This window comes from Pseudanabaena sp. UWO310 (assembly GCF_006861605.1).
Taxonomy (GTDB): Bacteria; Cyanobacteriota; Cyanobacteriia; order Pseudanabaenales; family Pseudanabaenaceae; genus Pseudanabaena.
Map to the genome: position 1 here is coordinate 57,825 of NZ_SELU01000023.1, position 14,648 is coordinate 72,472.

The window sequence follows — 14,648 nt, forward strand, 5'->3', positions numbered from 1 at the left end:
ATTGGATAGATCCCCCCAGCCCCCCTTAAAAAGGGGGGAGAATTAAATTCTTCCCCCTTTTTAAGGGGGATTGAGGGGGATCTCTTAGAGTTTTTGACCGCAGAAAGTAATTCTTAAATGGTTTCAAAGTATCTAGATACTAGATATAAGTATCTAGGTACAATTAAATATAAAATTCCAAAAGCTGTAGCGCAGGCGCAGACTACGCTATAGCTTCTGACTCTAGTGCAGTATAGTTAAAGCCCAAAAATAGAAGAGCGTACTACCCGCGTAGCGAGTGGTACATTCTTTTGTCTTTGGGCTTTAATTATGCTTAACTGCTTATTCATTGGGATAGAAAGGGAGTAGATACTTAGTCATCCTAATCAATGCTAATCAATGGATAATTAATCTATTGACTGAATTGCATGAATTGATTGATTACGATACAAATCAAAACTGAAAAGCGAAGGGCGGCATAAAATGCTGCCCTTCGCTTTTCAGTTTTATAAGTAGTTCGGCATCATTAAAAACCAAAACCAGAGAGCATACCGCCCGCGTAGCGGGCGGTATGCTCTTCTAGGTTTTAAGTTTACTTATGCCTAGCTACTTAGCTGTTGTCTGAATTAGGCATGAAGCCAAGCTTCCGTAGCAATTCCTAACTTACCAGCAGTATCAATCAACTGATGCAGTTCTAGATTGGAAATACCTTCGCAGAGATTTACCTCAATGTGAATAGGCTGTTTGGCAACCGATTCCAAATCGAGAATTTGTCTAGCCAGAACGCATTGGGGAGCAATCCGTTTGAATAGGTAGTTGAGAAAGGCTTCTTGCGCGAGGTTAAGATTGAGTGTGAGATTAAGGCGATCGCTAATAATTAAAGCCTGCTCGATTTGATTGAGATAACTAAATAAGGACTTTTCATCCAGATCTGGTAATTGACCTAGCTCCTGAATCTGTTTCAGAATATAGTTCTCGATCATCTTCGCATTCTCAACATGGGTAAACTTGCAGCCAAGATTGATAGCTTCGATCGCCACGGCATCAAGTCCGACATTCGGTAAGGACGCACCCGTTTCTAAGGCTTTCAGTTCCTCAGAGAGTCGATTATTTAAGACAATATCGGCTGCTACCTGTAGTTCGGGCGGTACTGGCAAATCATCGCGACGGAAAGAAATAAGAATTCCGTAATTATCGCGATAAACCTGCTCGTATAGCTGATCGAGCCGAGTCAGGGTTTCATCGGCAAGCATTTGTAAAATGCGATGGCGTTCCTCGGCAAAGAGGTGATGCAAATTAAACTGCTCGCCACTGAAATTGCTCGCCATGGCGAGAATTACCGCCGCCGTATTCGCTTGTTTGAGAACTTTAAACAGGGTAGCTTTGATTTCTTCATATTCGCGCCTGCCCGTAAAGGGTTGAATGCAGCAATGAAAGTCATCGCCGCCCAGATGCAAGACAGCAAAAATATAATTTACGGATTCTTGAGTGATGCCAGAAACCAGTTGAATCTGACCGATCGCTAAGGACATCGAGCCAATACGTTGGAGTTGATAATCCTGCTGCTGGATCTGATAGCAGTAGATCTGTTGCGATCGCGCGTAGTTGCCTAGGGTTGAACTCAGGGCATACTGAGCCGCAACTTGGGCGAGGGTAATGCGATTAGTCACGACCTGTTTGCGATACACACCTTTGCCATCTTTAAACTCAGCTAGATTGCTAGGCGCACCAGACATACGTTGGATAAATTCCTCCTCTAGCAATACTCCTGCCACATCGGCGGCAAGTTCGATCGCTCTGGCGGCATAGCGCAGGATCTGCACGGTTTCAGGGCGCGATAACTCCTCAAAGAACCAGCCGCAACTGGTAAACATCAGCAAGGCGTGGCGCTGCATTTCTAATAGTCGCAGGGCATCAACTCTTTGGGCAGAGGTGGATACCTTGTTGCCCGATTGCTGCTCGAAAAATTTCTCTAGCACCAAGGAAGATTCGGTCAGATCATCGCGTAGGGAATATTTGAGGACATCGATATAGCGATCGCGGGCTTCCCAAGGATCGTTAAAGTATTTACGCCCAATATCCACATATACAGCCGCAAGGCGATCGCGCAACCAATTTAAACTATCGCGCAATGGTCGCCGCCATAGTTGCTGATAGCCCGAACCTTCGCCGCCACAGGTGCAACCACCCTGCCAGCGATCGACTCCGTGGGCGCAACTCCAAGCTGTTACCGATTTTAGCTCGGTCTCCCATGTCGGAGGAAACAAACTTAAATAATGGGCGTAATTGGTGACATGCCAGCCCCGACGGGGAAATTCCTCAACGAAGGCATAAGAAAGGGTTTTTTCGGTAAAGTGCTTGTGATGTCCGAAGGTTTCGCCATCGGTCGCCACGGACACGATTTGATGCGGACGGCGATCGCTGCGCACAGCTTGACTCAGTCGTTTAGAAAAGTTGTGGGAACTACCAAGGAGATCCCCAAAGCCCATATCGCGGGAAATGGGACCATCGTAGAAAAATATGTCAATATAAGCGTCAGTATTCGCAGGTAAATGGAACTGACCGAGTTCGGAAACATTGCTGCTGCTGGCATTGTGGCGACGCAGGTGGCAACGATAGGCGCGGTTGGGATCGATCTGTGCGCCACCCACTTCTTGCCATGCGGGATTGGGATTCTCATCCGTCGGCATGGGGCGACAGCGCTGCGCCTGCGATGGCGCAAGGACGATAAATTTGATCCCCTCTAAAACCAAGGCTTCTAGGGTTTCATAGTCAACCGCCGTTTCCGCCAGCCACATGCCCTCAGGTTCGCGCCCAAACCGCGATTTGAAATCCTCTTTACCCCAGCGAATCTGCGTCAATTTGTCGCGCCAATTTGCCAAGGGCATGATGATGTGGTTGTACACCTGTGCGATCGCATTGCCATGACCATGGAGGCGTTCGGCACTGCGTTTATCGGCATCAATTATTGCTTGGTAGGTATCGCGATCGTGAAATTCCATCCATGAGAGCAACGTTGGTCCCATGTTGAAACTCATGTACTCGTAGTTATTGACAATCTTAACGATTTTGCCATCATGACGCTCAATCCTTGAGAATGCGTTGGGACGATAGCATTCATGGTGAATTCGCGCATTCCAGTCATGAAAAGGAGCAGCACTTTCTTGCCGCTCAATGGCGTTCAGATAAGGATTTTCACGAGGAGGCTGATAAAAGTGACCGTGAATTGTAATATAAATTCCCGAATCAGTTTGACTCTGGACATCAGGCGAGGAGACAGAAGCAGCAACAGTCACGCAAATCTTCCCTTAATAAGGCAAACGAAATATGTCATCCATCTTGGCAGATTTTTCTAATAGTTCGCAAGGAACTATAGAAAAGTTTTAGAAATTAGAGAAGCCTTAATTTCTCAGCTCTAGCTGCCGCCAGTTTTATTAGGACAAAATCAACCCCCCAAAGAGAGTTGCCGCGCTCCGCGCGGCAACTCTCTTTGGGGGTTATGTCATTAAAAACCAAAAAAGCATACCGCCCGCGTAGCGGACGGTATGCTTTTTTGGTTTTAAGGCTACTTAATTGTCCTGATATGGGTTAGAGCATCAAAATACCGTCAAAATACTGTCAAAATACCGTCAAAATATATTAGGGATCGCGATATTGCTTACTCTTTAGGCGAAACATTTGTGTCATAGTTTTCTAACTACTTTAAGGTAAGTAACTATGAGTGGGAGAGTCCTCGGGACAACCAAAATTTTAGGTGTGATGGGTTTTCCTGTCAGTCACAGTCTTTCACCTGTGATGCATAATGCGGCGATCGCGGCGATGGCGATGGACTATGTCTATCTACCATTTCCAATCCCTGTAGATGATTTGCCAATAGCGATCGCAGGGATCAAGAAGATTCAATCGGTACAAGGATTTAATCTAACGATTCCCCATAAAATCGAAATACTCCCCCTATTAGACGAAATTACCCCCATTGCCCAATCTGTCGGCGCAGTTAATACGGTTAAACGGATTGGCGATCGCTGGTTTGGCACAAACACCGATGTGGCAGGTTTTTTGGAGCCTCTCAAGCAACTTGACTGTGATTGGAAAAATATGCCAGCCGTAGTTCTAGGCAGTGGGGGAGCAGCAAAGGCTGTAGTTGCGGCTTGTCTAGATCTGGGCTGTCCCGTAATTCATGTAGTAGGGCGCGACCCCAAAAAAATTAAGAAGTTCCACGGCGCAATGACTAGCCAGTTGCATGATTACAACCTGCGCGTTCATCCTTGGACATCCATTCCCTCTTTGCTAGAAGTGGCGGGGATCGTGATCAATGCCACCCCAATCGGTATGGCAAACGATCCGCAAACCCCTATTACCGAAGCGGAAATGGCACTCCTAAGCGATCGAGCGATCGTCTATGACCTGATTTATACTCCCCGACCCACCAAATTTTTACAAATTGCTGCCGCAAGAGGACTAAAGGCAATTGATGGGTTAGAGATGCTTATTCATCAAGGAGCGATCGCGCTGGAATTTTGGCTAGAGGAAGAAGTACCGATCGACATCATGCGACAGGCTCTCATTCAACATTTAGGTTGATTTTTACGAGCTTATTTTTACGAGCTTATTTTTACGAGCTATGGCGATACTAGGGCGCGAGCTTGATTTTTATAGATGACTTCCTGCAAGCTTTGGGCATGGTATTGCGTCATGTCAAACCCCATAGTTTCTAGCAAGGACTTTGTGCTTTGTATAAAGCTATCGGAGCCACACACAAAGGTTGGGCGATCGCGCCAATCGGGCGCGATCATCGTGAGCATTTCGGATGTAAGTTTGCCGCGTAATCCGAGCCAAGCCGATCGGGACTTCAGGTGAGTGATGTTAATGGCTAGGTGAAACTTTGGCGATCGCGTTGCCATGATTTCTAATTCTTGGCGAAAGATAATTTCCTGTGGACTACGGGCACTGTGCAAGAAGGTAATATCGCAATCAGCATGGGTGTCATAAAGCCAACGGGATATCGATAGCATGGGAGCACTTCCGATGCCAGCCGATAGCAGTAATAATTTTTGAGAGGGATTGTCCGTACAATTAAAACTCCCCAAAAATCCATGGGAGCGAATCCGACTACCCACCGTCAGATTGTAATGTAGCCAATTGGAAATCAATCCCTCAGACATCGTTGCTTCTGTAGCCTGATTATTAGTGGTAGGAGGGCGCTTAACAGTAATTTCGAGGGCGTAGGGACGGGATGGGGAAGAAGCGATCGGGTAGGAACCCATGAGTTCTACTCCATTTATTTCTAACGAGAGATTGAGAAACTGTCCCGATTGGTATCGAAATAGTCGAATTGGATTGGCGACAAAGGAGAAGGTTTTCACATCTTCGGTTTCGTCAACAATTCTGGTGCATTCAAGGGCGATCGAACCCTCAGTCCAATATTCAATCGGCTGCAACTCATGTTGATGCTCGACCGCTACAGGGCGATCGCTGGACTTCTGGATTGTTACGATGGGTTGCTCTAAGTGGGAAACTGATGGCTCAGTCGGATCTTCTTCCTCTTCTAAGATTTTTATGGGTCGAGTAGGAAGCTTAATTTCCTCAATTAAGATCGCAAAGTCACCTAATTGAATCGTATCGTTCACAGAAAGGCGAAATGGTCGAAATTGTGTAAGTACGAGGTTATTAATTTGGGAACCATTAGTACTTCCCAAATCAAGGTAATGATATTGTTCGTCTTCAAAGAAGATCTTACCGTGGTGTCTGCTCACAGTGCTGTTATCAAGAAAAACATCGCATTGAGGTGCGCGACCAAAGAGAAAATCATTTTTTTTGCTTTTTTCTATGGATAATTCAATCGGTTTCAGTTCTTGGGGAATTTGAATATTAAAAATTCTCAGTTTAATCATAGAAGTACCTTAAATTTTTAAGCGTTTTTAGACATTTTTAGGCAATTTTCAAGCAGTCATTAAACTCTTGAGCGATTACAAAATATTCTTAGGAAGGATAAAAATGTCTCGGCTTCATTCCCGCAATCCCAATAACCTATAGCAATCCTAAATGGTTTGTGGAAGCGCTCCCCAAAAGGGGACGCTTCCACAAACCCAAAAATCTACAAATGATTTAGGACTGCTATATACATACAAAGTTTTATGAGTGTTTTATGAGTGTTTTATGAGTTGGACTGCTCGTTATGGATTGTGATATTTACAAGAAAATACGAAGTATTATGCGTCTCTGCCAATGCTACCCTAGAATATAACTAAAAATAACTTTTAATCCAATCCCCCAGCGTCATAATCACATAATTTTTGTTAAGTAGGGAGGCATTAACCTACTTGCAACCTACAAATTTAAAAGCCTGTACTGACCTTATATCAGGTCACACAGGCTTTATTTTGGTTCTTAAAATATTTCTTTGAAATATACGGATCTACTTAGTTTTTGTAAGGATAAAAATTCATAAAAAGAGCGATATTTCAGGCAAACTTATTGCTTTATACGTTTATATCTTGATCTATTATGTATATTATCTATCCATTATATATTAGTGATTATTGGAGGCTTTTGCACTAGACCTCATTAAATTAACACTTGTTAAATCAACACTTATTTTTTCACTCGCAACTAATGTCTGTTTCGAGAATTTAGTAAAAAAGTGACTACAGGCAACCCACTTCCCTTGTACCTCTACCGATAATAAATGGCAATGACCGCCATATCTTCCCTTTGGCTCATAATTTTGGCAAAATCGACAATTCATAGCAACTCCAAAACCCAAGCATTTCCCTATATACTCTCGTCTTTATTCTGATAATTGTTTGTGATTAATTTGTTAATTTTCTGTGATCGCGATCGCTATATTCACCTTTTATGTAGCTAGACACTGATCAGCTAAAGTGCGATCGACATATTTGCGCCTTTTTTGTTGGTATGAAATGGGCATTTCAGAATCCATCCCCCATTAGCTGACCCGTGTCGTATGCTCTAATTTTCACAAGCATTGCTATATAATTTTTCAGGCAATTCAATACATATCACTATATATTTTTATGTCGCAGGAAGATTTCCAAAAACAATTAGAAAATTTGGAACAAACTAAAAATGAGAAGGAGTTCAAGCAAGTTTACAACCTCTCTCAAAAGAATATCACCATTGCGGTCATCATCTCGTTATTACTCCCCGCAGGGGGTTACGGTTATACAAGGCGTTGGCAGCCTTTCCTGATACTGATCGGAGTCGCGATGTTGTTGGGGATTGTCATGGTTTCGCTGGACAATAGCAAAGATCAGAAAAAACGTTTATTCAATGCAGCAGCTTTGATGGGTACGATCATTGCCCCTATTGATAATGGGCTGGCGATCGCCCGCGCTAAGAAAAAAATTGAAGATTTAAAATCACAACCCTAAAACGAAGAACCTGAAGGCATAAAAAATAGCAGTATTTCCCAGACGAGCGTAACGCCTGCGAAGTTGGCGTTACGCTCTCTGATTTTGATTGTTAATTATGCTGAACTACTTACACCAATTCACGAAAGTGTGACAACACTTTTGTGAATTAAACATCAAACCCAGTCAGGTTTTGAGATTCCCAAAATGGCAACGCCATTTTGGGAATTGGTATTTAGTTATAATGAGCGAGCAAAGATCGACCAAGAATATATGCAAACTATTACACTCGGCAGCAATGGTCCAATAGTAACTGCAATAGGCGTAGGTACATGGGCATGGGGAGATACTCTGTTTTGGGCTTACGGTAAAGATTTTGGCTCTCAGGATGTAGCGGAAGCATTCCAAGCTTCTATTGATGCGGGCGTTACCTTCTTTGATACAGCCGAAGTGTATGGACTTGGCGAATCAGAACGTTTGATCGGTAAGTTTAGTCAGCAAACTGCGGTAACTATCCAAATTGCTACCAAATATTTCCCTTTACCTTGGCGTTGGCGGCGCGAATCGATCGCTAACGCCCTAACAGCCAGTCTCGGACGTTTGCAAACATCACAAATTAGTCTTTATCAAATTCACTGGCCCCTAGAATTTGTACTTAAAACTAGAGACTTTATGGAGGTATTGGCGCAGGAAGTCAAAAAAGGACGCATTCAATCTGTTGGGGTGAGTAATTACTCCGCAGCCCAGATGACCATTGCCCATGACTACCTAGCGGAACGGGGAATTCCTCTGGCGGTCAACCAAGTTCCCTATTCTCTTTTAACCAGACAAATCGAACAAAATGGAGTTCTCCAAAAGGCAAAACAGTTGGGAGTGACTATTCTTGCCTATAGCCCCCTCGCTCAAGGACTGCTAACTGGCAAGTATAATGCGGAAACGGTCAAGCATTTACAAGGTGCGCGGCGGTTTGATTCACGATTTAGTTCTAGCGCCTTACAACAGCTTGAGCCATTGTTTTCGACCTTAAAGGATTTATCGGAGAAGTATGATAAAACTCCCGCGCAAATTTCTTTGAATTGGCTCATCGCGCAGGGAAATGTTATCCCTATTCCTGGAGCAAAAAATGCCTTACAAGCGAGACAGAATGCTGGCGCGTTAGGTTGGTCGCTAACACCCGAAGAAGTAGAATTGCTCCGTCAAAAGAGCATTAAGTAGTTTGGCATAATTAAAAACCAAAACCAGAGAGCGTACCGCCCGCGTAGCGGGCGGTACGCTCATCTAGGTTTTAAGTTTACTTATACCTAGCTACTTATACCAATTCCCAAAATGGTAACGCCATTTTGGGAATCTCAAAACCTTACTGGGTTTGGTTTCTAATTCACAAAAGTGTTGTCACACTTTCGTGAATTGGTATTAGAAGTTGCGGCGCGAAGCGGCGCAACTTCTAATACCAATTCACTGGGAAGGGAGTAGCTAATTAGCAGCATAATTTTTAAGAGCGAGAAATATGAATTGTCCCCAATGTCTAGTTGTGATTCTTCCAACCGATCGCTTTTGTGAGGAATGCGGAACGCCCCTCGTCGCAGATGCTCAGCCAATGAATGGGATTAAGGTTTGTGGTAAATGCGGATCGATCGACATAGATGGCGATGGATATTGTGTTAGCTGCGGTTTTCGGAATCGCGATGTGGCACAAGATCGTTTTGCAGTGGAGCGATCGCCCTATCTCGCGGGAGTATGCGATCGCGGACTTAAGCATCATCGCAATGAAGACTTTTTGGCTCTAGAAGCGATCGCAAGTCCAGCCGCACAAATTCTGGTGGTCTGCGATGGTGTGTCTAGCTCCCAAACCCCCGAACTTGCGTCGCAAACCGTGGCGCAAACTACCTGTGAGTTTCTTGGCGATCGCCTCACACGAAGTGACGGTCAGGGTCAAAACAACGCAGAGGTGATGCAACAGGCGATCGCAGCAGCCTTAAAAGCCGTATCCGCTATTCCCTACAAGGCTGGGGCTAATGTCGATCCTCCATCGACAACACTCGTGGCGGCGATCGTGCAGGAGCGCGAAGCGACGATCGGCTGGCTGGGCGATAGCCGAGCCTATTGGATTGCCGCCGATGCGTCTCGGCAACTTACCGTGGATGACTCATGGCTGAATGATGTGGTTGCATCGGGTAAAATGTCAGCGGTGCAGGCGCTCCAATCTCCCCACGCTCACGCCATTACCAGTTGGCTCGGAGCCGATGTGAGCGACAATGCCAAGCCTTCGATCCTGAATTTCCCAATTCCGAGCGAGGGATATCTTTTACTATGTACCGATGGTCTGTGGAACTATGTCCCTGAAGCTTCACAAATCTTTGCGTTGATGCAACAGGCTCCTTCCCATGAAGCCGCGATAATTAGTCATTATTTGGTGGATTTTGCGCGATCGCAAGGCGGACACGATAACATCACAGTTGCGGTTCTATACTTTACTTAAGTTAAAACAGGATCTTCTAACTCTATGCAGTTTAAAGCCGAAGTTTTTCAGAATCAGTTTTTGCCTCAAGGGGCAAGAGAGGTTCATGCCATCATGACGGTGACGGCGGAGGGGCTTGAGAATGTCGCAATACCCACCAATACCGCTAACCACGAGAAACTGTTTGGGATTATTTGTGATATATCTGGCTCCATGTCTGGGAGCAAAATTCATGCCGCCAGAAGTGCGATGACGCAGTTGGTTAACCTATTACCAGAGAATGTCTACTTTTTCCTCGTCACAGGTTTCGAGCAAGCACAATTAACCGTTCCTCTGCTACAGGCGACACCAGAAAACAAGCAGAGAGCGATCGTAGCAATTAAAAATATAGAACCTGGTGGCACGACGGCAATCTCCACATGGTTGAACAAGGCTTTAGAGCAGTTCCAAAAAATGCCCAATGCTGTACGTCAAGCCTTGTTACTCACCGACGGACAAAATGACAAAATTGACGAACGACCTTTAAAAAATGTGCTACTTGCCTGTGAAGGGATCTTCCAATGCGATTGCCGTGGAGTCGGTACTGATTGGAAAGTGGCGCAACTGCAAGAAATTGCTAGCAAGCTTTTAGGAACGACGGACATTATTCCCCATCCCGATGCGATCGAAGCTGACTTCCGCAACATTCTCAACAAGGCGATGAGCAAGAGCATTAGCGATGTAGCGATGCGGATTTGGACTCCACAGGGAGCGAGGATCCTATTCTGTAAGCAAGTCAGCCCTGAAATTAACGAACTTAGCGATCGCGCCAAAGTAGTCAAACCGCAGGTCGTCGAATATCCCACGGGCGCGTGGGGTAAAGCAGAATCTCGCGACTATCACTTTTGCATAGAGGTCAATGCGGGCAATGTGGGCGATGAGATGCTGGCTGGTCGTGCGAGTCTGATTTGTACTGTCGATGGCGTAGAGAATAAAGTTGCCGAGGCGCGTATCCTTGCCATCTGGACAGATGACGATGCCAAATCGACCAAAATCGATCGCCGCGTCGCTCACTATACTGGGCAAGCGGAGCTAGCCCAATCAATTCAGGAAGGCTTAGAAGCCCGTGCTAGAGGCGATGTCGAGGTGGCGACGGTGAAACTTGGCAAAGCAGTAAAACTTGCCCATAACTCTGGTAACGAAGCCACGGCAAAACTACTCCGAACCGTTGTTGATATTGAAGATGCTCCTTCGGGTACGGTCAAACTCAAACGCGATATTGCTAAAGAAGATGCGATGGCGCTGGAAACTCGTTCTACTAAAACTACCCGTATTCCGAAAGATCGCTAATTTGCATCATCTTGCCGTTACTGTTTCGTTATGGTCGTTATGGTCATTAATTGTTTATGTCAATTTACACTTGTTCTAAAGGTCACGCATCGGTTGAGTCGGACTATTGCTCGGAATGTGGCGTTAAGATTGCTGGCAGTAATGCGGTAGCGATCGCGGGAATAGCCAGTCCATCGAGGTCGAGCCAAATCTGTCCCGATTGTACTGCTCCCCATGAAGTTGGTAGCGGAAACTTTTGCGAGATCTGCGGCTACAATTTTGTAACTGGCGGTCACGGTGAAGTCCCAATCCCGATATCAGCTCCATTATCCTCTGCTTCCATATCTTCCCAAGATACTTCTTCCCAAGATATTTCTTCCCAAGATGCTGCGAACGATACCATCAAGCAAAGCGCGATCGCCAATGTCGTTGAACCTGCGGTAACTAACGATCTTCCAAGCCTGCCAGTGATTCCCGCTCTTAAACAAGAGCGCTTTAGATGGGAATTGGTTGTGGCGATCGATCCTGCCTTAGCTAGTCCCGATAGCCCACCACCGCCCCACGATCTAGCCCCAGTGACGTTTCGCTTAGAAAAGCCCAGTAATCTGATCGGTCGCACTAGCGAATTACGCGCCATTCATCCCGAAGTTCCTTTAGATTACGATGATGCCGTTTCTTCTCGCCATGCTCTCGTTAATCGTCGAGATGATGGATCGTATGTGCTCCGCGACATTGGCTCTTCTAACGGCACATTGCTGAACGGTATCGAGATCAAATCCTTGGTTGATATTCCCCTTAAAAACGGCGATCGCATTGCCCTCGGTCATTGGTCAAGTATTGAAGTTAAAGCCATTCCCGACTCGATCTAGGTCGTTTTTCTGTATTTCTATCTGCGTTCCATCTGCATTCTATCTGCGTTCCATCTGTAAATTAGGTTCGTTCCCATGAGCAATCTCACTGCCAATCCGCAAAAAGCGATCGCCCCGACTCCTCGGCTCAATACGCCACAGATGCTGAAGGGTGGTTTATACCTAACTTGGGGAACCTGTGCCCTGCTGCTCATCACCACCATTGCCGCAGTCCAAGGGCAGCGCTATGCCCTTAAAACCATTGGTAAAGACACGGCTCCAAGCATTATCGCCGCTCAACATATTAAATCGGGAATTGCCGATCTTGATGCCAATGCTGCCAATAAATTACTAGTGGAAGCTGGTAAAAATCCTACTGCCGAAAAAGCCTATGACGATCGCCGAAAAGAAGTGGTCGAAGCAACCCTAGCCGCCGCCGAAAATATTACCTACGGTGATGCTGAGCGAAATCCTATTCGCACCTTATTTGTTGCCCTAGGCGACTATCGACTGAAAATCCATGAAGCGCGGATTTATCAAAAACAAAAAAATAATATAGCTATCCTAGAGCCGTTTCGAGCTGGGATAGATATTGTTGATAACACCCTGTTACCTGCTGCGGATGCTTTGGATCTAACCAATCGCTCCGCCCTCGATCGCGTATATCTTGAACAAAAATTTAATATGGGCAAGAATTTGTTTTTTGTGGCGATCGTGGGGCTGGGATTGCTCGTGATTCTAGTTGTTTTGCAGATCTTCCTCAATAAAAGAATGCGGCGACTTCTCAACCCGATGCTCCTAGCGGCAACCGCGATCGCCATTCTCTTTATGGGATATACCTTTCACGCGCTATTTTCCGCTTCTAGTCAACTCAAGCTTGCCAAAGAGGATGCATTTACATCCATTCATGCGCTTTGGCAAATTCGCGCCTTAGCCTATAGCGCTAATGGCGATGAAAGTCGGTATCTTTTAGATATAGCCATGGCAGCAAAGCACGAGCAAGGTTTTTTTAGCAAAGTGACAAAACTAGCCGACATTCCGCCCAATGAAACAGCCTTCAATAAGGTCATAACTAACTTAAGCAGCAGTAATAATGCTGGATTTAACGGATTATTTGCTGAGGCGCTCAATAACATTACCTTTAAGGGAGAGAAGGAAGCAACGATCGCCACCTTAGTGGCTTTAGGGAAGTATTTAGAAATCGATCGCCAAATTCGCCAACTTCAGCAAGCGGGTAATCGTGAGGCGGCAATTGCCCTTTGCATTGGCAATGCGGAAGGGCAATCTAACTGGGCGTTTGATCGCTTTGATAAGGCTCTCGACCAAGCGATCGCCATTAACCAGCAGGAATTCGATCGCGCCGTTGATCGGGGTTTTAAAGATCTAGAAGCCTTTGAAGTTATAACGCCCATTGCCCTGAGTGCGATCGCCCTGCTAACCCTGTTGGGAATATCGCCCCGTGTCAAAGAATATTCTATTTAAGATCTAAGATCGCGAAGCTCTTTCTGCTGCTTAGCACAGTCAAATTTGTCCTATAGCAACGTAAGAAATAGCTAAGACAAATCAAAACCCAAGAGATGAGTGGCGCACCGCCACTCATCTCTTGGGTTTTGATTATGCCCAGCTACTTATTTAAACGTGCCGCGAATTTGATTTTCTACATCTTCTGTTGTTTGACGGGCAAGATTTTCTGTTAGATCGCTTTCGCCACTGGGTTTATAGTTGGGATTGACGAGGCTGTTATTTATCCCTTCCAAGGTTTTGGCTTTAAACTGCTTCTCTTTCCCAGCAGATTCAGTTTTCTGGTTGCCTGTCAGTTTACCGAGAACTTCTTGAGCTTTGCCCTTAATATTTTGGACTGAATTATCTTGACTAGTAGTTGCAATGTATCGTGTTTGGCTGACGATAGGATCGAATGCAATCGCAGCCAAACCAGAGCCAGTACCCAAAATCATAATGCCTGAAATAAATACAGCTAAACCAATACTGACAAAAAGACTGCGAATTTGTTTAAGTAAACCCATATTTTTGTTTCCCAATTAATTGTAAAAAGTAAATTTGATAAATTCCAGAGTCTCTGTGATAGAGAGGAGTTATAAATTATCTATATGACTCCAAAGCTACTGCTTAACAGCCTTCTTGACTTCATCTTTAACATCTTCAGCAGTATGACGAATTTTCGCCTCAGATCTTTGTTCTAAACTCATGCTGTATTCTCCTGATTAAGGTTGAGGAATATGCGCCAGAATTGAGTCCACAACTCTGGAATTCTATGCTTACTATGGCAACTAAATGCTTAACTTCTTGGATGAATTGATTAAGTTGATTGAGTACAATACAAATCGTAATTTTAAAAAATTGGACAGTAATTCTAGACAAAGGGAGAAACAAATAACTTAATAATCAAGCTATCAGAGAATCCTCTAATACCAATTCACGAAAGTGTAGCCACTTTTGTGAATTAAAAACCAAACCCAGTAAAGTTTTGAAATTCCCAAAATGGCGTTGCCATTTTGGGAATTGGTATAAATCATAGACCGAGAAAATCTCTTGACGAGACTGTCAAGCATTTTGTGTAAAGTCTAGAAGCTAGATGTGGAGACGATCCTCAAAGAGGATAGCAAATCGATTAAGGGCGGGTTTCCAATCGCGAATGGGCATTGTCCATTTCTTAGAAATATT

At 44.9% G+C, this 14,648-nt stretch carries 10 protein-coding genes; 7 read left to right on the forward strand and 3 right to left on the reverse strand.

What is annotated here, in order from left to right:
- Window positions 1-605: 605 nt before the first annotated feature.
- Window positions 606-3,275 (reverse strand): DUF3536 domain-containing protein, encoded by a 2,670-nt coding sequence (locus PseudUWO310_RS09700; RefSeq protein ID WP_142600520.1) that lies wholly within the window; start codon window positions 3,273-3,275, stop codon window positions 606-608.
- A 421-nt stretch (window positions 3,276-3,696) separates the two neighbouring features.
- On the opposite strand from PseudUWO310_RS09700, the gene PseudUWO310_RS09705 reads away from it, so the two are divergent.
- Window positions 3,697-4,563 carry a shikimate dehydrogenase gene (locus tag PseudUWO310_RS09705; protein ID WP_142600522.1) on the forward strand — a complete coding sequence of 289 codons (867 nt, stop codon included), beginning with the start codon at window positions 3,697-3,699 and terminating at the stop codon, window positions 4,561-4,563.
- A 38-nt stretch (window positions 4,564-4,601) separates the two neighbouring features.
- Here the strand turns inward: PseudUWO310_RS09705 and PseudUWO310_RS09710 are convergent, their stop codons facing one another.
- Window positions 4,602-5,873 carry an FHA domain-containing protein gene (locus PseudUWO310_RS09710; protein WP_142600525.1) on the reverse strand — a complete coding sequence of 424 codons (1,272 nt, stop codon included), beginning with the start codon at window positions 5,871-5,873 and terminating at the stop codon, window positions 4,602-4,604.
- A 1,143-nt stretch (window positions 5,874-7,016) separates the two neighbouring features.
- Between PseudUWO310_RS09710 and PseudUWO310_RS09715 the strand changes: the two genes are divergently transcribed.
- From PseudUWO310_RS09715 to PseudUWO310_RS09740, 6 genes are all read left to right on the forward strand, one after another.
- Window positions 7,017-7,373, forward strand: a complete 357-nt coding sequence (locus tag PseudUWO310_RS09715; RefSeq protein ID WP_055075677.1) for a hypothetical protein — start codon at window positions 7,017-7,019, stop codon at window positions 7,371-7,373.
- A gap of 252 nt (window positions 7,374-7,625) precedes the next feature.
- Window positions 7,626-8,567, forward strand: coding sequence for an aldo/keto reductase (locus PseudUWO310_RS09720; protein ID WP_142600542.1), 942 nt, complete (start codon window positions 7,626-7,628; stop codon window positions 8,565-8,567).
- 292 nt (window positions 8,568-8,859) lie between these two features.
- Window positions 8,860-9,831 (forward strand): PP2C family serine/threonine-protein phosphatase, encoded by a 972-nt coding sequence (locus tag PseudUWO310_RS09725; protein ID WP_142600527.1) that lies wholly within the window; start codon window positions 8,860-8,862, stop codon window positions 9,829-9,831.
- A 24-nt stretch (window positions 9,832-9,855) separates the two neighbouring features.
- A complete protein-coding gene (locus PseudUWO310_RS09730) occupies window positions 9,856-11,139 on the forward strand; it encodes a vWA domain-containing protein (protein WP_142600529.1) in 1,284 nt (427 codons plus the stop codon).
- Between the two features lie 56 nt (window positions 11,140-11,195).
- Complete coding sequence (locus tag PseudUWO310_RS09735) at window positions 11,196-11,987, forward strand: FHA domain-containing protein (protein WP_142600531.1); 792 nt, start codon at window positions 11,196-11,198, stop codon at window positions 11,985-11,987.
- A 75-nt stretch (window positions 11,988-12,062) separates the two neighbouring features.
- A complete protein-coding gene (locus PseudUWO310_RS09740; RefSeq protein ID WP_142600533.1) occupies window positions 12,063-13,448 on the forward strand; it encodes a hypothetical protein in 1,386 nt (461 codons plus the stop codon).
- A gap of 146 nt (window positions 13,449-13,594) precedes the next feature.
- Here the strand turns inward: PseudUWO310_RS09740 and PseudUWO310_RS22850 are convergent, their stop codons facing one another.
- Entirely contained in the window at window positions 13,595-13,990 is a 396-nt protein-coding gene (locus tag PseudUWO310_RS22850; protein ID WP_190315969.1) for a CsbD family protein, read from the reverse strand.
- Window positions 13,991-14,648 lie beyond the last annotated feature (658 nt).

Coding starts and splice junctions, on each gene's coding strand:
- PseudUWO310_RS09705 (WP_142600522.1), top strand. CDS start 3,697: ATGAGTGGGAGAGTCCTCGGGACAACCAAAATTTTAGGTGTGATGGGT.
- PseudUWO310_RS09710 (WP_142600525.1), bottom strand. CDS start 5,873: ATGATTAAACTGAGAATTTTTAATATTCAAATTCCCCAAGAACTGAAA.
- PseudUWO310_RS09715 (WP_055075677.1), top strand. CDS start 7,017: ATGTCGCAGGAAGATTTCCAAAAACAATTAGAAAATTTGGAACAAACT.
- PseudUWO310_RS09720 (WP_142600542.1), top strand. CDS start 7,626: ATGCAAACTATTACACTCGGCAGCAATGGTCCAATAGTAACTGCAATA.
- PseudUWO310_RS09725 (WP_142600527.1), top strand. CDS start 8,860: ATGAATTGTCCCCAATGTCTAGTTGTGATTCTTCCAACCGATCGCTTT.
- PseudUWO310_RS09730 (WP_142600529.1), top strand. CDS start 9,856: ATGCAGTTTAAAGCCGAAGTTTTTCAGAATCAGTTTTTGCCTCAAGGG.
- PseudUWO310_RS09735 (WP_142600531.1), top strand. CDS start 11,196: ATGTCAATTTACACTTGTTCTAAAGGTCACGCATCGGTTGAGTCGGAC.
- PseudUWO310_RS09740 (WP_142600533.1), top strand. CDS start 12,063: ATGAGCAATCTCACTGCCAATCCGCAAAAAGCGATCGCCCCGACTCCT.
- PseudUWO310_RS22850 (WP_190315969.1), bottom strand. CDS start 13,990: ATGGGTTTACTTAAACAAATTCGCAGTCTTTTTGTCAGTATTGGTTTA.